The sequence below is a fragment of the Rhodococcus sp. AC861 genome, from assembly GCF_979256035.1.
In genome coordinates this window covers 351,333-370,316 of record NZ_CEEDMW010000006.1, presented here as the reverse complement: position 1 = coordinate 370,316, position 18,984 = coordinate 351,333, and the positions used below count along the sequence as shown (strand labels likewise).

General features: G+C 64.9%; 18 protein-coding genes. 14 read left to right on the top strand and 4 right to left on the bottom strand.

Annotated features, from left to right (window positions below):
* Positions 1–91: 91 nt before the first annotated feature.
* Entirely contained in the window at positions 92–826 is a 735-nt protein-coding gene (locus AC0IX4_RS20165) for a DUF2510 domain-containing protein (RefSeq protein WP_471830708.1), read from the top strand.
* A gap of 131 nt (positions 827–957) precedes the next feature.
* Here AC0IX4_RS20165 and AC0IX4_RS20160 read toward each other — a convergent pair whose 3' ends face one another.
* Positions 958–1,185, bottom strand: coding sequence for a hypothetical protein (locus tag AC0IX4_RS20160; RefSeq protein ID WP_471830706.1), 228 nt, complete (start codon positions 1,183–1,185; stop codon positions 958–960).
* Positions 1,186–1,372: 187 nt separating this feature from the next.
* On the opposite strand from AC0IX4_RS20160, the gene AC0IX4_RS20155 reads away from it, so the two are divergent.
* Positions 1,373–1,573 (top strand): helix-turn-helix transcriptional regulator, encoded by a 201-nt coding sequence (locus AC0IX4_RS20155; RefSeq protein WP_471830704.1) that lies wholly within the window; start codon positions 1,373–1,375, stop codon positions 1,571–1,573.
* 593 nt (positions 1,574–2,166) lie between these two features.
* Here AC0IX4_RS20155 and AC0IX4_RS20150 read toward each other — a convergent pair.
* The gene (locus tag AC0IX4_RS20150) at positions 2,167–2,586 is read right to left on the bottom strand and encodes a hypothetical protein (RefSeq protein WP_471830703.1); all 420 of its coding nucleotides are present in this window, start codon (positions 2,584–2,586) and stop codon (positions 2,167–2,169) included.
* 540 nt (positions 2,587–3,126) lie between these two features.
* On the bottom strand, positions 3,127–4,269 hold the full coding sequence (locus tag AC0IX4_RS20145) for a hypothetical protein (protein ID WP_471830702.1): 1,143 nt from the start codon (positions 4,267–4,269) through the stop codon (positions 3,127–3,129).
* A gap of 170 nt (positions 4,270–4,439) precedes the next feature.
* On the opposite strand from AC0IX4_RS20145, the gene AC0IX4_RS20140 reads away from it, so the two are divergent.
* The 3 genes from AC0IX4_RS20140 to AC0IX4_RS20130 all read left to right on the top strand — a co-directional run bounded on the left by AC0IX4_RS20140 (position 4,440) and on the right by AC0IX4_RS20130 (position 8,399).
* Entirely contained in the window at positions 4,440–5,282 is an 843-nt protein-coding gene (locus AC0IX4_RS20140) for a trypsin-like peptidase domain-containing protein (protein ID WP_471830700.1), read from the top strand.
* A gap of 227 nt (positions 5,283–5,509) precedes the next feature.
* Complete coding sequence (locus AC0IX4_RS20135) at positions 5,510–5,821, top strand: hypothetical protein (RefSeq protein ID WP_471830698.1); 312 nt, start codon at positions 5,510–5,512, stop codon at positions 5,819–5,821.
* Positions 5,822–6,059: 238 nt separating this feature from the next.
* Positions 6,060–8,399, top strand: a complete 2,340-nt coding sequence (locus tag AC0IX4_RS20130) for a sensor domain-containing protein (protein ID WP_471830696.1) — start codon at positions 6,060–6,062, stop codon at positions 8,397–8,399.
* On the opposite strand, the gene AC0IX4_RS20125 is transcribed toward AC0IX4_RS20130, so the two are convergent.
* A complete protein-coding gene (locus AC0IX4_RS20125; RefSeq protein ID WP_471830695.1) occupies positions 8,396–9,175 on the bottom strand; it encodes an ANTAR domain-containing protein in 780 nt (259 codons plus the stop codon). The genes AC0IX4_RS20130 and AC0IX4_RS20125 overlap by 4 nt on opposite strands.
* Positions 9,176–9,400: 225 nt before the next feature.
* On the opposite strand from AC0IX4_RS20125, the gene treS reads away from it, so the two are divergent.
* The 9 genes from treS (at position 9,401) to AC0IX4_RS20080 (ending at position 18,926) form a co-directional block, all read left to right on the top strand.
* Positions 9,401–11,584 (top strand): maltose alpha-D-glucosyltransferase, encoded by a 2,184-nt coding sequence (gene treS / locus AC0IX4_RS20120; RefSeq protein ID WP_471830694.1) that lies wholly within the window; start codon positions 9,401–9,403, stop codon positions 11,582–11,584.
* A gap of 37 nt (positions 11,585–11,621) precedes the next feature.
* A complete protein-coding gene (locus AC0IX4_RS20115) occupies positions 11,622–12,566 on the top strand; it encodes a methionyl-tRNA formyltransferase (RefSeq protein WP_471830693.1) in 945 nt (314 codons plus the stop codon).
* A gap of 98 nt (positions 12,567–12,664) precedes the next feature.
* On the top strand, positions 12,665–13,762 hold the full coding sequence (locus AC0IX4_RS20110; RefSeq protein WP_471830692.1) for a GGDEF domain-containing protein: 1,098 nt from the start codon (positions 12,665–12,667) through the stop codon (positions 13,760–13,762).
* A gap of 42 nt (positions 13,763–13,804) precedes the next feature.
* Positions 13,805–14,836 (top strand): NAD-dependent epimerase/dehydratase family protein, encoded by a 1,032-nt coding sequence (locus tag AC0IX4_RS20105; RefSeq protein WP_471830691.1) that lies wholly within the window; start codon positions 13,805–13,807, stop codon positions 14,834–14,836.
* 27 nt (positions 14,837–14,863) lie between these two features.
* Positions 14,864–15,490 (top strand): nucleotidyltransferase family protein, encoded by a 627-nt coding sequence (locus AC0IX4_RS20100; RefSeq protein WP_471830690.1) that lies wholly within the window; start codon positions 14,864–14,866, stop codon positions 15,488–15,490.
* A gap of 2 nt (positions 15,491–15,492) precedes the next feature.
* On the top strand, positions 15,493–16,026 hold the full coding sequence (locus AC0IX4_RS20095) for a GNAT family N-acetyltransferase (RefSeq protein WP_471830689.1): 534 nt from the start codon (positions 15,493–15,495) through the stop codon (positions 16,024–16,026).
* A gap of 102 nt (positions 16,027–16,128) precedes the next feature.
* Entirely contained in the window at positions 16,129–17,193 is a 1,065-nt protein-coding gene (locus AC0IX4_RS20090; protein WP_471830687.1) for a YihY/virulence factor BrkB family protein, read from the top strand.
* A 250-nt stretch (positions 17,194–17,443) separates the two neighbouring features.
* The gene (locus tag AC0IX4_RS20085) at positions 17,444–18,376 is read left to right on the top strand and encodes an SDR family NAD(P)-dependent oxidoreductase (RefSeq protein WP_471830685.1); all 933 of its coding nucleotides are present in this window, start codon (positions 17,444–17,446) and stop codon (positions 18,374–18,376) included.
* 4 nt (positions 18,377–18,380) lie between these two features.
* Positions 18,381–18,926, top strand: coding sequence for a hypothetical protein (locus tag AC0IX4_RS20080; protein ID WP_042572841.1), 546 nt, complete (start codon positions 18,381–18,383; stop codon positions 18,924–18,926).
* Positions 18,927–18,984: the final 58 nt, after the last annotated feature.

Genomic DNA, 18,984 nt, shown 5'->3' with positions numbered 1-18,984 from the left:
TCGGGCTCGAACGCCGCTCGTGCCCACATTCTGCCCACACCCGCCAGAATCAGCCGCTCGACCGGCGGCCGCACCTGGGAGACTTTGCGCCATGACGAGACCCAACCCCGGCTGGTACTCCGATCCGGACCCCGCCAACGCAGGCGGAAAGCGCTACTGGGACGGCGGCCAGTGGACCAATCAGGCAACCCAAGGCACCTCGCCGGGAGCGGGCGCACCGCAGCCGCCAGCGGGCGGGAACCGCGGGCTACGGATCTTCCTGGCGATCGCCGCCGGCCTCGTACTGCTCGCCGGTATCGGGTCGCTCCTCGGTCTCGGCCAGGAGGATGTCGAGAGCGACGAGGCCTCGTCAGTGACGACTACGACGAGGACGTCTGAGCGCGCGGAGACCACCGTGACGCGAGCACCAGCTGCGGCCGCGCCCGTGCCGTCTCGGGCGCCGACGACAGCGACCACGCCCGCACGCCTACCGCCGGCGCAGAGCGCCACCGAGGCCGGGTGCGTGGAGGCAGACCCGTCTCTAGTGTCCGCGATCGAGGCCGCCCTCACGGAGGGGCGGGTGCTGCGCGATGTCGCCGCTGTGCGCACCGACGTCGACGGTGTGGAGTACGAGTACGTGGGAGCGAACGTCTACCGTGCGGATGGCGAGACCCGCTCGGTCTCGGGAGTGGTGTGGGTGTCCCCCGGGCTCGGCGTGGTCAACCTGTCGGGCAATTCACGAGAGGTGACGCCTGAGTTCACATTCGGGCGTGGGGTGTACGGCAGCGCTGGCGATGAACCTGGAGAGCAGGTGTCGGATTGCGTGAGCGCCTTGGCTCGGGGCTGATGGAGTAGATCGTTACTTACCTGAACGAAACGAAACGACTGCCCTGAGTCGCGAGGCGGAAATCGCTGGATAGACAGATAGTTACCTAGCCGAAGCATCGACCTGACGGGACCCCTACCGGGGACACCCCCTCAGGCCGCCAGGTGGTAGAGGCAGGGCGCGCTCTCCCGGTGTGCGGAGTCGCTGATGCACTCCCAGACCGTACCGTCGTCCGGCAGGCCGACCGGGCTACCCTGGGGTGCCTCACCCATTTCGATCGCGTCCTGGTGGCTTTCGAGGGCCCAGGTGGCGGCGTTGTCGAGGCTGTAGTCGAAGTAGTCGAAGTAGTCGAAGTAGTCGAACCCGGCCTTGGTGATCATGTCGGTCAGGTGGCTGATGATCTTTGCTCTGTTCGTACCTTAAGCATACACCCGTTCGGGTGCACGCGCAAGCCGAATGGGGGGTTGATCCCAGAAACTTTCCCACCGGTTCCTTTTGCGCATACGCCCGACTAGGTGTACTGTCTATAGATAACCGGACTCATCACTTCACAACACCGGAGGAACTGTGCAGCACTACCTTTCCGTCAACGAGGTCGCCGCACTACTCGACGTCAGCGTCAATAGCATCAAGGGCTACCGCACCAAGGGGATGATGCCCGAGCCCGACGCCAAGCTCGGCACCGCCTACGGATGGACAGAGGCGACAATCCTCGAATGGCACGCCAGTCGGCCAGGGACCGGCAATCGTCCACGCCCGACCGCCTGACCGGAACACAGAACAAACCCACCCCTCGTTCTGAGGGGTGGGGCTTTGTCGTTCGAACGTGCGTTCGCTATCGTGTGTCTCGGGGGCTGAGTGGCGGTGGCCGGCTTCTGCTGGTCGGCCGAGAAGCACTCGGCCCCGCGTCACATCTCCGAGGAGGTCGACGTGGACTGGACCCAGGCAGCCGAGCAGATACGCCGGCACGCCCAGGAGCACGCCGACCGACTCACCGCCGACACCGGCAACAGACACCGCGTACTACCGCCTCGCCGCCGACTGCAACTCCGCGGCCTACTCCCCCGCCGTCCCGAAGCCGAAGCTCGAACGAGCAGTGAAGTCCGCGCTCGCCGCCGAGCCGAAGCCCAACCCGTCATGGGGCAGCTTCGACCTCAGCAGCGGCACCGGAGTCTGACGGAACCGATCAGGACGAGCGTGCGTCCAAGCAGTCAAGGACGAACCTGACGAATCACTGACACCCGAGGACGTCACCGCGATCCTGCGGGCACACCGACACCTCGTGACCGACGAAGGGCGCTGCGCGACTGGTGGCGCGAGACCCGGCGCGACGGCCGGCCACCGGAAGATTGAGCTTGCGCTTATCGCAGCTTCCAATCTCGTTCGAGGCGCGCGCACTCGGTGCGCAGCCGCTTGGCCGCATCCAGGAGGTAGTCACTGACATTGCCTGGGCGGTTGGAAGGACCAGCTTCGATGAACTGCCGATGTTCCGGCGCCAAGTCTTCGCGGATGTCGATGAACCATTCCTGCGACGCCGCTCCGTTGGCTGCGTTGAGAATTGCCGCCTGTGACGGTTCGGGGGGCGGCATGCCTTCGTAGTAGACGAAGCTCTGCACGGGTTCCGTCGCCGCAACGAGATCGTCTGCCCCACCACGCGCTTGAGTGAGGATCTCTCGACGCCGATCTCTCTTGCTGATCCATCGATCCTGTCCCCATTTGACTAGGCCACCCGCTATACCGCCGGAGAGGATGGCAACGAGCGCCGCTGTGAGCAACTCCATCCGGCGATAGTGCCATGGCCTGCACTGGCCGGCACGTCTGATGGCGGGACATTCCTCGCGCTATTCCCCTACGAGGGTTTCTGGGGAGGTGCACGAAAGAGGGGACCCGCATCCGCGGAGGGATCTCGGAGCTTTCGCGCTGCCTGTTTCATTTGGCCCTGTGTGGTGACCGAACGGAAATCAACGGATGCGTGGTCTGGACCTACAATTTGAGAATCATCGAAATACGTCAGCCTCGCACCGAGGATCGATGAAGTGGTGATACCCCACGTTCCTGCAGAAAGTAGAGGTTTCCCACCCGGCGGGACCGGTGTCTCTACGAACCTACGATGAGCCTCAGCGGGATCAACGCATTCGCGCAGAGTCGACATCAAATCACCGTCGTTGGAATTGGGTTGGTAAGCCCGACGCATTGGCTTGCCTTCGGGATCCAGAAACGTCGGGTGCACTTGCCGGTTCAATGTCTCTTCGCCTGCGATGGCCTCAGCCCCCGGCGGTAAGGCTTCAATGCAGACCTCAGCCTGTGGAGGCGCGTCCGCGTCAGCCACCGAACACGCCCTCGGCAACGAAACGGAGCAGCAATTCGTTGGAGAAAGGCACGCTCAGCTCTCGCAGTTCGTCTGTGTCGACGTCGTCAGAGCACATGAACAGGTTGAGTTCGCTGTTCAGGACAGCAGTGCACTCTAACGTCCCCCGCCGCCACTCCATCACGATGCTCCCATCATCTTCCGAAGCGATCGCTATGTCTGGAGCGCGCGACGTAAGAGCTCCTAGCAGTGGTCGGACGGTCCTGAGGGCGTCGGCGTTTGGAACTAGCGTGCCGGGACCATGCCAGCCCTCATCAAGCTGGGACAACGCGTCCAGACGATCCGTGGCCATCTTTTCACTCACCGATCGAAGTAGTTCGATGGAGTAGACCTGTGTGAGCACTGTGACGCGATTCGCGAGTGGGCCCGGCGAATAACCGTGGACGCGGACGTCCGGCACGTTCATCTCATCTGTAGCACAAAACTGCTTGGCCTGCCGGAGAAGGTGCTCAGAACCGAGCGCGACGGCGCAGGTCACGGACGACCCGCTGTCAGTGCGCATGGTGAACGAACGGGTTTGGCTATCGAACGCGTAGATCACGCCTTCAACCGTTGCTTCAACGTCCGCAGAGTCCTCAAGCACAGCGTCGATGGCCTTGATTGCAGCGTGCACATCCTTGGTCAACGTCGCCTTGCGGCCTTGAAACTTTGGAGGTCCCAACGTCACAGACTCGTTGTCGGCAAGCGACCTCCCCATCTGCCGGAGTGGCTGCAAGGCTTCCGCCGGGAACGCACGCGACACAACGCCCTCAGTGGAAACCGTGTTGATAGCCCCGGTGACCATGTCGCGAGCACGGAAATAGTGGGGGGACCACTCGTCGAACTTGTCATCGTCGACGCTTGTGTCCCGATGAAGGACCAAAGTCGGCCGGGTGCTGCCCTTCTTGACTTCAGTCATTCGCAGATCGAAGGCGTCGGCGAAGCCTCGCGGCACCTGGGCACTGTCCAGATTGCTCCGCAGCCAGAGCCGCTTAGCTACTGCGAGGATCGTCTCGCGGTAGTAGCCGAGCTCGCGCGCAGTCTCGACAGGCAGGCCGGGCGCATCGAAGCGCGCACCCACCATGCGGTAGTCCGCGAACACCTCATCCGTGGCCACGGCCGAAAAATAGCACGCGGTCCGTTCGGGGCTATGGCGAGGTGGCACAGTCGGCCGGCGAGACGGTGCGCACCCCCGCGCAAAACTCGCGTATGCGCGGCGCATTCACTTCGTCCATTCCGTAAACGGCCTGGCCGTCAGCGCCGATCTCGGACGACTAGCCTTGCTTCATGTTGGCCAACACCCTCGCACGCAGCTTGTTGTTCTCCACCGTCCGCATCACCAATAGCGGGCCACTGGGTACGTCCTTCGGGACGGGGTTCTACTTCGATGCCGCGAACACGCCGGGAGCGCCGAGCACGCCGCTGATCATCACCAACAAACACGTTGTCGTCGACGCCCAGCAGTTGAAGTTCGAATTCCTCGTCAGCAACCCGGCTGGAACTGGTCCTGATCTGGGTAAACGCACCGACGTCACCATCGACGTTGATCCTGCTGATCTACCGTGGGTCGGCCACCCCGATCCAGAGATCGACGTTGCCGCTATTCCGGCACTACCGCTTCTACTGCAGGCAGTACGCAACGCAGGTGGTGCGCAGCCGTTCACGGTGAATCTCAGTGCCTCGGTCTATCCGACGGACGCGGTCGCCGCCGAGCTGGACGCGATCGAGGACCTGACCTTTGTGGGGTATCCGAACGGCTGGGCTGACGATGTCAATCACACCCCGATCGTTCGACGCGCAATCACGGCCACGCCCTTGGCGCTTCCATTCGGAGGCAAGCCCACGTTCCTTCTGGACGGCTCCGTCTTCGGCGGCAGTAGTGGCAGCCCGGTCTTCATCTACGACAGAAATGGCTACAACTCGGGTGGTTCGTACAATTTTGGCAGTCGAGTACTCCTCGTCGGGATTGTGAGCGCAACGATGGTCAGGAACGAGACCCTCCCGCTTGAAGTTCGCACCGCGCCGCACACTCGATTGGCTCGTGAGATGAATCTCGGAGTCGCATACTCGTGGCGTTCGATCGAGGAAACGGTCGAGGAAGTGTGCCGGGTCAAGGGCGCAACGAGGTAGACACTCGACAGGCGCGGAGACCGCTCGGTACGGCATGATGCCCAAGTTGCACAGAGACGACGACGCAGCAGCAGCCGACCGACTCGCAGCCGGTCCCTCCGCATCGATCTCCACGACCCGTGGACCATCGCCGGAGTCATCGGTGTCGTTGCCGTGATTCTCGGAGCCGTCTACGCCGGGTATGTCGTCACCACTAGTGGCGGCACCTGCGCGATACCCACCCGGCCGTGCCGGTGATGTTTCCGCACCGCCACAACAGCGGGTGCATCGGCCGGTGGACCGCCGACGGCATCGAGATCAACGGCTCCTCGAAACAGCGTGAGCGGCGCTGCACCCTCACCCACGAGATCGTGCACATCGAACGCGGACCCGTCCCTGACGACGCCTACCTCGCTCTCCGAGAGGAGGCTCGCGTCGACGACATCGCCACCCATCGGCGCATCGAATTCGATGCGCTCATTGATGTCCTCGCCTGGAACCGCTATCGGGTGGGTTCGAGCCCCACCCGCCCCACTTCTGCCGCCACGCATGCGGCGTAAGCGCGCCCCTCGTGAACAACCTGTCCGGGTTCTACAGTGCGACGCGTCTCACCGGTCTATCGGACTGTTCGTCTGCTATCTTCTGAACTATAGGTTTGTTTTGGAACGATCGACAGGGCTATCCGTCTGTTCGGCGCCGATGTTCATCATCGGCGACGGGGAGGCGGCGGCTCTCGGGACAGCAGTCTCGACCGACACGACGAAGGGCAGGACCGACGGCGGAGCCGAAGGAACGACGATGACACCCGCAGAGGACGCATCGATCCCGCCGCTCACCGCGCTGGGATCGGCAGACGGCTACTCCTGGTCGACGCTGGCAGCGATCTTCGACAGATCGCCCGACGTCGTCCTTGTTGCCGACCGGGACGGAACCGTCGTTCACGCCAATCCCCACGCCGTCACGACGCTGGGTATCGGCGCCGGACTGCCGGGAGCATCCGGCGGCCCCACGCTGGAATCTGTCCTCGTCCCTGTCGATACTGCGCCGTCTCTGTCGACACGCCTCATCTTGACAACAGTGCGCAACCACGGAACATGGACGGGCAGAACAGAATTGCGAACTTCCTTGGGAGAGAGGGTGGCCGTGTCGACCTCAGCCTTTGCCGTCCGCGGTCACGACGAGGACTCCTCGCTCGTGGTCACCATCCACCGCGATGTGGCGAGCCCGACCGTCGACGATCATCACCTGCAGAAGGCTCTGGACGCGTCGACCTTCAGAGCTGCGGAGCAACGCGTCGTCGCGGAGCTGTCCCGCCTCGCATTGCGTGGGCGTTTGGACGAGCTGCTGTCGTCCGCGACCGACTCGCTGGCGACTCTGTTCGGCGCTCGTTGCGTGATCATCACCCGCGCTCACGACGCGCCCGCGACGCTCGAGACGGTGGCGACTACCGGAGATATTGCGGACGCGGATCTGTTCTCGCCGGGCCCGGCGTCCGTCATGGCTTTCGCGATCCGTTCCGCTGCCCGTGTCGTGTGGACCGGTCAACCGGACGACGAGCGTTTCGACGTCTCCCCCCTGATCGCGGCCGGCATCGGTAATGCGGTCGCCGTGCCCATCGACGGCACCGGCCACCCGTGGGGTGTGCTGACGGTCCTCGGCGTCGACTCCCGCTACCTCGGTGCGTCGGACGGCACGTCGATCGACGGCGTCGTCGAGACCGTTCCTCTCCACATCGCGCCTCGGGACATCTCGCAGATGGACAACCCGATGCTCGACACCTCCGCCCTGGACACGGTGTCCGACGTGGTGTCCGCAGCCGTCCAGCGTGTCGGTGTCGAGAGTGAACTGCGCTATCGCAGCCTTCGCGACCCGCTGACGGGGCTTCCCAACCGTGCGCTGGCCTACGACCGCATCGATTCCGCGATCGATCGCGGACTCAGCAAGTCGACGACGACGGCCGTCATGCTGATCGATCTCGACGACTTCAAGTCCATCAACGACGGTCTGGGTCACGAGGCCGGTGATTCGACGCTGATCGCGATCGGTAATCGACTGACCCGCGCATCGCGTCCCGGGGACACTGTCGCCCGGCTCGGGGGCGACGAGTTCGTGGCCGTCTGCGAGAACATCGCCGACGCCGAGGAGTCGTTGATCGTGGCTCAGCTCTACGCGGATGCGGTACGCGCGCCCATCGTCGTCGACAACAACGAGCTGCGTATCACCGCCAGCATCGGCGTCGCACTCGCCGACGGAGATGTCCTGGGCAACGAGCTCATCCGCCGCGCGGATGTCGCGATGTACCGGGCCAAGGACACCGGCCGCGGGAACTCCGCGCTCTTCGACACGGACGATCGCGAGCACCGTCGGCATCAGCTGGCTCTGTCGGCTGATCTGCGAACCGCCCTGGACAGCCAGATTCTCACCCTTGCGTACCAGCCGATCTTCGACATCGCCTCCGGTCGCATCACGGCGGTCGAAGCCCTGGCGCGGTGGCAACACCCCACGCTCGGCTCGGTCAGTCCCGAGACGTTCGTCCGGATCGCCGAGCGCACCGGTCAGATCAACAGCCTCGGCCTGTGGGCTCTGCACACCGCCTGCGTCCAGGCTGCAGAGTGGCAAGCCATCTCAGACGTCGGCGTGCGGGTGAACGTCAGTGCGCTGCAGTTGCGTCAGCCCGGGTTCGTGGACAGTGTGGCGCGCATCCTGTCCAGCTCCGGTCTGCCCGTGGGACGGCTAGGCCTCGAGATCACCGAGACGGTGTGGTTGGCCGACACTGCGCAGGTGCGCGACGCGCTGACCGAATTGCACGCCATGGGCGTGTCGATCCTCCTCGACGATCTGGGGAGCGGCCACAGCTCCGTCACCTATTTGAGCCGGTACCCGGTCATCGAGGCGTTCAAGATCGATCAGACCTACATCCAGGCGATGCCGGGGAAGCAATCCGAAGCAATCGTCACCGCCATCGTGTCGCTGGCCCATGCGTTCGACGTCGCGGTCGTGGGCGAAGGTGTGGAGACCCAGGTCCAGCTCGACCGACTCCGTGACAGCGGATGCGACCTGGCCCAGGGGTTCTGGCTGGCGCACCCCGCGAGCGCGTCGGAGATGACGACGATGCTGTTGGAGCGTCGAGCAGGCTAGCTTCGACCCTGGTCGGCAGTGCCGCTGTCAGTCGAGGGAGTGGCGTCGTTGCGTTTCGTCGCGCTCTCGACGAACTCACGGGCGACGTCGCGAACACGCATGTTGCGGCGCTGGGCGTCGTCGGACAGCACGGCGAAGGCAGAGTCCGCGTCTATCCCGCGCATGGCCATCAGGATTCCCTTGGCCTGCTCGATCGGTGCACGCTGAGCCATGGCGCTACGCAGGTCACGGACGGTCGACTCGGCGTCGCTGTATCGCGCATGCTCCCCGACCGCGCGTCCCACCGCGGTGGTCAGCGTGTCCAGGATGTCCGCGTCCATGCCGTCGAAAGCGTCGCTGGCCGACCCGTAGAGGTTGAAGGAGCCGATGATGCCGTCCAGCGTCCTGATGGGTGAGGCGAGGAACGAGCGCACACCCTCCGCCCGCGCTGCCTCGGCGAACGCCGGCCACCGCTGCTCGGTGCTGTTCAGATCGACCACGATGGTCTGCCCCGTCCGGGACGCTTCGAGGCACGGACCTTCCCCGGTCTCGTACTGCGCCTGGTCCACGGAAAGGGTCGTACTGTCGGTGTAGCAGGCCGTGTAGGTGGCTCCTGCGTAATCGATTGTCACGCCACAACTGTCGGCCCCACCGATGACGTCGTGTGCGACGTCCACCGACCGTTGCAGCAGCTCACCGAGCTGGTCCGAATCTTCCAACCGGCGTCCGAGCGAGCCCACGATCTCCCCCAGACGCGCAGGCGTCAGACCACCCTCGGCCCGACCGTCGCTGTCCATACCTCCATTCGATCACATGGTGGCTCCACTGCACGCCCGTGTCCGGCGAAACCGCCCCCGTCGTGCGTAGGCTGACGAGCGCGGTCGGCGATTCGTGGAGACGTTTCGATCCGTCGACCCTCGGGTAGTTCCCCGGACGGCGTGCAGGCATCGCTCGACACTCGTGCGCGCGACGGGAGCGTCCCGATCAGACATGTCCGCGCGTCCTGTCACAACGGAGGAACTGTGGATCCGGAAGTCCAGCACGAACCCAGCGAGATCACCTACGACGAGAGCTTCTACCCGGCCCGACCCAGGCCGCTGAAGCCGTCGGTTCGTCGCGCCTATCGATCCGCGACCGAACTGCCGCACGGTGATGCCGACGCCTCCAACCCGGAGTACGTCTCGTGGCTCGTCGAGCGCTCGATGCTCCAGGACGCGAAACTCATCGCCGAGCAGCTGTCCGGCAAGGGCAGCATGTGGCAGAACCCGTATGCCGACCCGAACCCGCGCGCCGCCGTCGAGCGTGCGCCCGTCTGGTTCACGGCCTATCCGATCTCGTTGATCGCCGCGCCCGGCCAGAGCTTCCTCGGAACGCTCGGGGACGAGGACCTGTGGCAGGTGTTCTCCGACATCGGTATCACTGCCGTGCACACGGGCCCCGTGAAGGAAGCCGGCGGCCTGCACGGCTGGCATGCCACTCCGTCCGTGGACGGCCACTTCGACCGCGTCAGCATGCAGATCGATCCGGCCTTCGGTTCCGAGGAGGAGTTCCGTCGGCTGTGCGTCGTCGCCTCGGCGTACGAAGGCATCGTGATCGACGACATCGTTCCGGGTCACACCGGTAAGGGAGCCGACTTCCGGCTCGCCGAGATGAACGTCTCCGACTACCCCGGCATCTACCACATGGTGGAGATCGAGCAGCAGGACTGGCATCTGCTCCCCCGCGTCCGCGCCGGACAGGACTCGGTCAACATCGACGCCGAAGCGGAGGCCAATCTCGCGCGCGCCGGCTACATCGTCGGGCAGCTGCAGCGGGTCATCTTCTACGAGATGGGCGTCAAGGAGACCAACTGGAGTGCGACGCCCGTCATCCGCGGTGTCGACGGCGTCGAACGCCGCTGGGTCTACCTGCACTACTTCAAGGCAGGGCAGCCGTCCATCAACTGGCTGGATCCCTCGTTCGCCGGTATGCGGCTCGTGATCGGCGATGCGTGCCACTCCATCGCCGACCTGGGCGCGGGGGCACTTCGTCTGGACGCCAACGGTTTCCTGGGTGTGGAACGCCGCACCGAAGGCCCGGGATGGTCCGAGGGTCACCCCCTGTCGGAGGCAGCGAACCACCTCATCTCGAGCATCGTGCGCAAGATGGGTGGGTTCACCTTCCAGGAGCTGAACCTGACCATCGACGACATCAAGGCGATGGGAAGCAGCGGCGCGGACCTGTCGTACGACTTCATCAACCGGCCCGCGTACCACCATGCGCTCGTCATGGGGAACACAGAGTTCCTCCGATTGACGATGAACCTCGCGCGGGATCATGGCGTCGACACCGCGTCCTTGGTGCACGCTCTGCAGAACCACGACGAGATGACGTTCGAACTCGTGCACTTCGCCACCCTGCACCGCGAGGACGAGTTCTCCTACGGCGGCGACGTGATCAAGGGTGGCGATCTGGGGGACCAGATCCGGGCGGAGCTGTGCGAGCGGCTGACCGGACGCTGGGCTCCGTACAACCGCACGTTCACCAACAACGGAATCGCTTGCACCACAGCGTCGGTCATCACGGCGTCGCTCGGTATCCGCGATCTCGACCGGATGGACGAGACCGACATCGAGACCGTCAAGCGGGCGCATCTGATGCTGGCGATGTACAACGCGCTGCAGCCGGGCGTCTTCGCACTGTCCGGATGGGACCTCACCGGAATCCTTCCCGTCCCGGCAGAAGAAGTCGCCGATCTGATCCGCGAGGGCGACACGCGCTGGATCAACCGTGGCGCACACGACCTGATGAACAGCTCACCCGATGCCACGCGATCGGACTCCGGGATCCCTCGGGGTCGGAGCCTGTACGGATCGTTGCCCGAACAGATGAAGGACTCGTCGTCGTTCGCACGGCAACTCGCCCGGATTCTCGACGTGCGCAAGCGGTACGGCATCGCGACGGCAACCCAGCTCGATGTTCCGTCGGTGTCCCACAAGGGGCTTCTGGTGCTGGTGCATCAGCTGGGCAACGGCACCATCTCGGCGACGGTGCTCAACTTCACCGGCGACGAGATCCACGCGACGGTGCAGTCCAAGCACCTGACGGGTGGCGCCACGGTGGTCGACCTGTTCACCGATCAGGACATCGCCGTCGTGGACGAGTTGGGCAGCTTCCCGATGACTCTGCAGCCCTACCAGGGTGTTCCGGTGGTCCTCAGGGGCTGACACCACGTACGCCGCGAGCAAGGTTAGGCTAACCAGCATGCGCGTGGCTATGTTCGGATATCAGACCTGGGGACACAAGACTCTGCAGAGCATCGTCGAGTCGGAGCACGAGGTCGTTCTCGTCGTGACCCACCCGCCCAGCGAGCATTCCTACGAGTCGATCTGGTCCGACTCGGTGGAAGAGTTGGCGCGGAAGCACGACATCCCGGTCCACCTCGCGCTCCGACCCGACGACGCCATGAGGGCAGCTGTCGCCGAGGCGCAGCCGGACATCATCGTCGCCAACAACTGGCGCACCAAGCTCCCGCGCGACATCTACGACCTGCCGCCGCACGGAACGCTCAACCTGCACGACTCGATGTTGCCGCGCTTCACCGGCTTCTCCCCCGTCATCTGGTCCTTGATCAGCGGCGCGTCGGAAACCGGTCTCACGGCGCACCGCATGGACGACGAACTGGACACCGGCGACGTCGTCGTGCAGAAGGCCGTCCCCATCGGACCCCGCGACACCGCGACACAGTTGGTGCAGGCCACGATCGACCTCATCCCCGAGGTGCTCACCGAGGCCCTGGACGCCATCGCCGACGGCACCGCGTCGTGGACCCCGCAGGATCTGGCCCAGCGCACGTTCTTCCACAAGCGCGCCGACATCGACAGTCGCATCGACTGGAGTTGGCCCGCGGACGACATCGACCGACTTGTCCGGGCGCAGTCGGACCCGTACCCGTCCGCATGGACGCACCACCGGGGTCGACGGATCAGCATCGTGAAAGCTCATGTCTCCGAGGGCATCTACGGCGGAACACCGGGCCGGATCTTCATCCACGAGGGCAACGGCATGGCGATCGTTGCCGGCCCGAACGCCCATCTGGGTCGCAATCACGCCCTGGTCGTCGACGTCGTCAGGACCGACGACGGCCGCGACGTTCCGGCCGCGGAATTCTTCCCGCACGGCGGCGGATATCTCACCGACACCCCCTGACACCAGCAGTCGTGTCGATGTGCTGCGCGCGGTGATCGCGTCGCGTAGGTTCCTCGTACAGCAGGCTTCGGGGGCTGGTCACGAGGACGGTCGAGAGTGTGAGAAGCATCGGAGTTCGATCGTGGTCGGACCGTGCGCACCACTCCCGCGAGGTATGGCGGTCGACAGCGCACGACGGTGACCCGGTCCGGTCGGATCTCGTCATCGTCCGAGGGCTCGCCACGATCTCGGCCCTGTGCACGGTGCTCTTCGGAACGGTCTTCGTGTGGATGGTGTCGGCCGGCGACTACGACTTCACATGGTGGTCCAAGACCTACACCTTCGGAGTCGCTGCAGTATCGGCGTCGACGTGGTGTGCGCTCCACACGGCGAGGGCGGGCCTGTTCTACCGCCACACCGACACCGTGACACTGGTGTCCGCGATCATGATCGTCGCCAGCCCGGTTCTCGGATACGCGAGCGCCGGGTCGGCGTATCCCGCATTCGGACTCGTCCTGGCCATCGTGGCCTTCGCCGGCGTTCTCCAACGTCGGGCGCACATCGTCGTGTTCACCACCGCAGCCGTCTCGGCGTGGATCGCGTTGGCCGTCGCACACGGCACGGACGTGAGCGTGGAGACGTTCGCGGTGTCGATCGTCCGCACCGTTCTCGTCGTGGCCGTCATCCACTTCTTTCGAATGAAAACCATCGACCTGTTGTCCGAGAAGTATCGCCTGGTCGACGAGGCGCGGGCCGCCGCCGATTCCCTGTCGCACGTGGACGAGTTGACCGGACTGCTCAACCGTCGGGGTCTGACCCGCCGTGCGGCGGTCGATTTGGACTCGTGTCGGGAGCATGCACTCCCGGTCAGTGTTCTCTACCTCGATGTCGACGGACTGAAGGAGGTCAACGACCTGTCCGGTCACGACGCGGGTGACGCTGCACTGGTTCGACTTGCCGACGCGCTAAGCGAGTCGTTCCGAGGCCAGGACGTCATCGCTCGGGTGGGAGGCGACGAGTTCGTCGTCGTCCTTCCCGGCGCCGACCGCGCGGACGCTATCGATCTGGGAATGGTCGCGCAGGCAGAGTCGTCGACAGCGGCGGTATCCGTAAGCATCGGCGTCGCGGTGTGGACTCCGGGCCCGGACGCCCCTGACCTGGACCTTCTCATCCGTCGGGCCGACAATGCGATGTACCGGGAGAAGGCTCGACGCTGACACGTCCCGTTTGGCTGTGCGGGCGACGGGTACCGCTCAGGCATGGGTGAACAGCGTGGCCTCACAGTGGCCGTGACCGGAGCGACCGGAAATCTTGGCACCTCGGTGGTGGATGCGTTGGCCGCCGATGATCGAGTGGCCGCGATTCGCGCCATCGCTCGCCGAGCACCGCACACGACGAACGGCACACCGGCCTGGAACCCGCCGCGCACCACGTTCGTCGAGGCGGACATCGCGCGCGACGATCTGATTCCGATCTTCGACGGTGCGGACGTCGTCGTCCACCTGGCGTGGCAGTTCCAGCCGTCCCGGAACCCGATCCACACGTGGGACGTCAACGTCGTCGGCGCGATGAACGTCTTCGATGCCGCAGCAGCGGCTGGTGTCGGAGCTCTGGTGCACGCGTCGTCTGTGGGCGCCTACACCCCCGGTTCGAAAGAGACTCGAGTGAGCGAGGATTGGCCGACACACGGCTGGCAGGGCGCGGCGTACACGCGTGAGAAGTCCTACCTCGAACGGGTTCTCGATCGCGTCGAGACGCAGAATCCGGACATGCGCGTGGTTCGCATGCGACCTGCCTTCGTCTTCGAGGCGTCGGCTTCTACAGAGCAACGCCGCCTGTTCGGTGGCCCGTTCGTGCCGGCCCGGCTGGTTCGCCCGTCCCTGGTGCCGATTTTCCCGAGTATCCGGAACCTGGTGTTCCAGGGTGTTCATTCGCACGACGTCGGACGGGCTTTCGCCGAAGCAGCGGTGCGGGAGGTATCGGGGCCGTTCAACCTGGCGGCCGAACCCGTCATCACGCCGGAGACCTTCGCCGACGTCCTGAACGCCAAGCTGGTACCCGTCCCGACGTTCGCGGTCCGCGCGGCGCTCGATGCGCTGTTCACCGCGCGCGTCGTCCCGACGGACCCCGGCTTGTTCGATGCTGTTCTGCGCCTCCCGATCATGGACTCCTCGCGGGCACACGACGAGCTGGACTGGACCCCGCGGTACACCGCTCGGGACGCTCTCGCCGAGTTCGTCCGCGGAGTTCACGAGGTCGCCGACGCCCCCACCCCGCCGCTCTCCGCCTGACCGAGCCCGACCCCCTACGATTTCTCGGTGAACGAACGCCACTTTCTCGCGGCCGTGGACACCAACCCCGTTGTGACGGAGATTCTCGATCGCGCTCGACGTCTCGAAGTACCGGAGTGGTACCTCACCGCCGGCGGACTCTTCCAGACGGTGTGGAATCAGGTCGCCGGCAACGCCCCGCACACGGGCATTCGTGATTACGACTTCTTCTATTTCGACGATTCGGACCTGTCCTACGAGGCCGAGGACCGAGTGATTCGCCGCGCCGCCGCGTTGTTCGAGGACCTGGGGGTCGATGTCGAAGTGCGCAACCAGGCGCGTGTCCACCTCTGGTACGAGGAGCACTTCGGCTCGGCGATCCGGCCCTTCACGAGCAGTGAAGATGCCATCGACCATTTCGTCTCCACCACGTGCTGTTTCGGGATCAGGACGAATTCGGCAGGAACACGTCAGGTGTACGCCCCGCACGGTTTCGACGACGTCTTCGCCGGTGTGATCAGACCGAATCCGCGGGTGCCGATGCGCCACGTCTACGAGGCCAAAGCGGCTCGATGGGTGTCGGTGTGGCCACACCTCACAGTGCTCCCCTGGCCGCTGACAGCGCCGTCAGCATCGGTGCCGATTCCACCTGCGGAGGCGGGCCCGCGAGAATGACGATGTCAAGCACCCCGTGGTGTCACCCTCAGCCCACGGAGTCGCGACTGCACCTCGACGTCGTACCCTCGACCGTCATTCACGCTCTCGCCGCCGGCGGTTCGGCCGCGCTCACATCGGGGTACGCCTCGCCGTACTTGGCGGGGCACGAATGCATCGGCCTGTGGCAGCGACGGAGCAAGCAGATCATCGAAACCCCCACGGATGCACCGTGGATCACGAGGGTGATGGTCCATCCAGGCGTCGCTCGACCACTGGGTGCAGCCGGCTTCCACAGTGCCCCCGACGAGACGGGAATGGTCGAGATCGGGTATCGAGTCGACCCAGAAATGCGCCGACAGGGTTGGGCACTACGGTCCGTCGAGACTCTTCTCGCCGTTGCCCGGCGCCATCAGGATGTACATACGGTTCGCGCCACCATCAGCCCGACCAACGCGCCATCACTGGGCCTGATCGGTCGCTTTGCATTCGTTGCGGTGGGCGAGCAATGGGACGACGAGGACGGGCTGGAAATCATCTACGAGATGGAAGTCTGACGAGCTGTACATCTCCGTCACCAGGATGTTCTGTTCGACGTCAGCCCAGCACACTCCTCGCGCAGCGGTTTGTGGAATGGCACGACGGGTAGCCGAGAGGCCATGACCCAACAGCCACGTACTGGTGATGATCCGGCTCACGCGGATCCCGACGACCCCCGCAAGCCCGAGTCCCCCACCGACCTGACGAAGCCGTCGTTCTTCTACGTCCTCCGGAAGACGGCACGGGAGTTCTCGAAGGACCAGTGCACCGATCTGGCTGCCGCCCTCACGTACTACGCGGTGTTGTCACTGTTCCCCGCACTCCTCGCCATCGTGTCTCTTCTCGGCGTGTTCGGGCAGGGCGAAAAGACCGTGAACTCGGTGCTCGACATCGTCTCCGACCTCGGGCCGTCGTCCGCGGTGGACACCCTGCGCGGACCGGTCGAACAATTGGTGCAGGCTCCGACCGCCGGTCTCGCACTCGTCATCGGTCTCGCCGGCGCACTGTGGTCGGCGTCCGGATACGTCGGCGCGTTCGGCCGAGCGATGAACCGGATGTACGAGGTGGAGGAAGGTCGGCCGATCTGGAAGTTGCGGCCGGTCATGCTGCTCGTGACGCTGATCGGGCTGATCTGCCTGGCGACCGCAGGTCTCATGCTGGCGGTGAGCGGCCCCATCGCGAAGGCGGTAGGCGACGCGATAGGCCTCGGCGACACTGCATTGACGGTGTGGAACATCGCGCGGTGGCCGGTCGTCCTCGTGCTGATAATCCTTGCCGTGGCGATCCTCTATTACGCCACACCCAACATCAAGCAACCGAAGTTCCGCTGGGTGAGCACCGGTGCCGGGATGGCGATCGTCGTGTGGATCCTGGCCTCGGTTCTGTTCGGCTTCTACGTCGCCAACTTCAGCAGTTACAACAAGACGTACGGCTCACTTGCCGGCGTGATCATCTTCCTGCTGTGGCTCTGGATCACCAATCTTGCTCTGCTCTTCGGTGCGGAGCTCGATTCCGAGCTCGAGCGCGGACGGCAGCTCCAAGCCGGCATCGAGGCCGAGGACCATCTGCAGCTGCCCCCTCGGGATACTCGTGTGTCGGACAAGAACGAGGAGACCGATCGCGAGCACATCGAACGCGGCCGCGCGCTGCGCATGTCTCACGGCGAGGACTCGTCACCCCGCTGACGTGGTCCTGCGCTGAGCCGGTGTGCACGCAGGATTCGGCCGGGCACTGACTGGAGCGCAAGAAGAACTCCCCTCGTCGCATCTCGGCACGTGACCGGCTCCGAATACCGGGTACATCTGTTCGGACGCCGTTGCTTCTTCGGCCGGCGTCGACGGCGTCAAGAACCGGCGTCACCTTGTCAGGTCTACGACCTACGACTCCACTGACGCGGTCCTGTGTGGGATTCGCGTCGACCTCAGAGGTGTTTCTATGACCCAGTCGAACACGTCCCCCGACCATCGTTCCGCCGGAACCATCCTGATCACCGGCGCATCCAGCGGCATCGGCCGCGCCACCGCTCACCTCTACGCCGAACGCGGCTGGTCCATCGTCCTGTGTGCTCGTGGCCGCGACGCGCTGGCCACAGTCGCCGACGAGTGTGTCCAGCGAGGTGCAGCGGCTGTGTCCGTGAAGCCTGTCGACGTCGTGCGCGGCGACGACGTGACCAAGGTGGTCACCGAAGTCGTCGAGCAGTTCGGTCGCCTGGACGTCTGCGTCCATTCCGCCGCCGTCATGTCCTACGGCACCTTCCTCGATACCCCGGCAGAGGTCTTCGACCATGCCGTCGACGTCGACCTCATCGGTTCCGCGAACGTCGCCCGGTCGACACTGACGGTGTTCCGCGATCAAGAGCACGGTCACCTCGTCGTCATCGGATCTTTGCTCGGCCGCATCGCCGTCCCGTGGATGGGCACCTACGTCACGTCGAAGTGGGGTCTGCGCGGGTTGACTCGCGTTCTGCAGCAGGAAGTTCGGCAGTACCCGGGCGTCCACGTCAGTTGCGTGGCACCCGGCGCCGTCGACACACCGATCTACTCGCAGGCGGCCACGGTAGTCGGGCGAGCAGGTTCACCACCGCCTCCCGTCGCGCAGCCCGAGGTCATCGCCCGCGCCGTGGCCGCGGTGGTGAAGCGACCGCAGCGCGAACGCGATGCCGACGCGGTCTTCGGCCTGGTGAACAAGTTCGCCTCCGCCGGGTACTCACTCGTTCCCGCGTTGTTCGACCGCCTCGTCGGGCCGCTGATGTGGCGTTTCGGCATCGCACGCGAGCCAAAAGACGATTCGGAGGGCAATGTATTTCACTCCACAACAGTCCCCCAGCGCACAAAAGTGACCGAACGGTCCGTGAACACGCCACACTGAGGCCATGACGACTCGCCGCCGCCTGCCCCCACAAAAACTCGGGTCGGTGATCGGCGGCGTATTCGGCACCGTCTTCGTCGTCGTCAATTCGGCGTCGTCGCCGGGCGCTCTCCGCGCGATTCTCCTGATCGCGACGGCACTCACGGTGGTGGCGATCGTCGCCGCACTCGTCCGGTTGCCGGCCGATCCGACGCCCCCGTCGTTGAAACCGTTCGGCCGTGGCTACTGGATCGTCGTCGCTGCCGAAGTCGTGGCCCTGTTCGCGGGCGTCAGGATCATCGCCGGCCCCTTGGACCATCCCGAGGCGGGCGTCGCCTGGGTCGCCGTCGTGGTCGGCGTGCATTTTCTTGCGCTGGGACGGCTGTGGCGGGTGCGCCTCTTCCTACTGTTGGGTGGAGGGCTCACAGCGCTCGGCCTCATCGGCCTGGCGCTCGCCTTCGGTGGCGCCGAGGCGATGTGGGTCGACCTCGTTTCCGGTGTGGGGTCGGGTGCCCTGTTGCTCGCGGCCGCTCTGCGTGGGGCACTGCCCGCGGGGCGCGCTGCAACGTAGTCACAGCGGTATTTCAGACGCTTCACAACAAAACCGCTTGTATGGTCTGATCGACCGG

Coding starts and splice junctions, on each gene's coding strand:
- AC0IX4_RS20080 (WP_042572841.1), top strand. CDS start 18,381: ATGACGACTCGCCGCCGCCTGCCCCCACAAAAACTCGGGTCGGTGATC.
- AC0IX4_RS20090 (WP_471830687.1), top strand. CDS start 16,129: ATGACCCAACAGCCACGTACTGGTGATGATCCGGCTCACGCGGATCCC.
- AC0IX4_RS20140 (WP_471830700.1), top strand. CDS start 4,440: ATGTTGGCCAACACCCTCGCACGCAGCTTGTTGTTCTCCACCGTCCGC.
- AC0IX4_RS20115 (WP_471830693.1), top strand. CDS start 11,622: ATGCGCGTGGCTATGTTCGGATATCAGACCTGGGGACACAAGACTCTG.
- AC0IX4_RS20105 (WP_471830691.1), top strand. CDS start 13,805: ATGGGTGAACAGCGTGGCCTCACAGTGGCCGTGACCGGAGCGACCGGA.
- AC0IX4_RS20130 (WP_471830696.1), top strand. CDS start 6,060: ATGACACCCGCAGAGGACGCATCGATCCCGCCGCTCACCGCGCTGGGA.
- AC0IX4_RS20085 (WP_471830685.1), top strand. CDS start 17,444: ATGACCCAGTCGAACACGTCCCCCGACCATCGTTCCGCCGGAACCATC.
- AC0IX4_RS20125 (WP_471830695.1), bottom strand. CDS start 9,175: ATGGACAGCGACGGTCGGGCCGAGGGTGGTCTGACGCCTGCGCGTCTG.
- AC0IX4_RS20160 (WP_471830706.1), bottom strand. CDS start 1,185: ATGATCACCAAGGCCGGGTTCGACTACTTCGACTACTTCGACTACTTC.
- AC0IX4_RS20165 (WP_471830708.1), top strand. CDS start 92: ATGACGAGACCCAACCCCGGCTGGTACTCCGATCCGGACCCCGCCAAC.
- AC0IX4_RS20150 (WP_471830703.1), bottom strand. CDS start 2,586: ATGGAGTTGCTCACAGCGGCGCTCGTTGCCATCCTCTCCGGCGGTATA.
- AC0IX4_RS20095 (WP_471830689.1), top strand. CDS start 15,493: ATGTCAAGCACCCCGTGGTGTCACCCTCAGCCCACGGAGTCGCGACTG.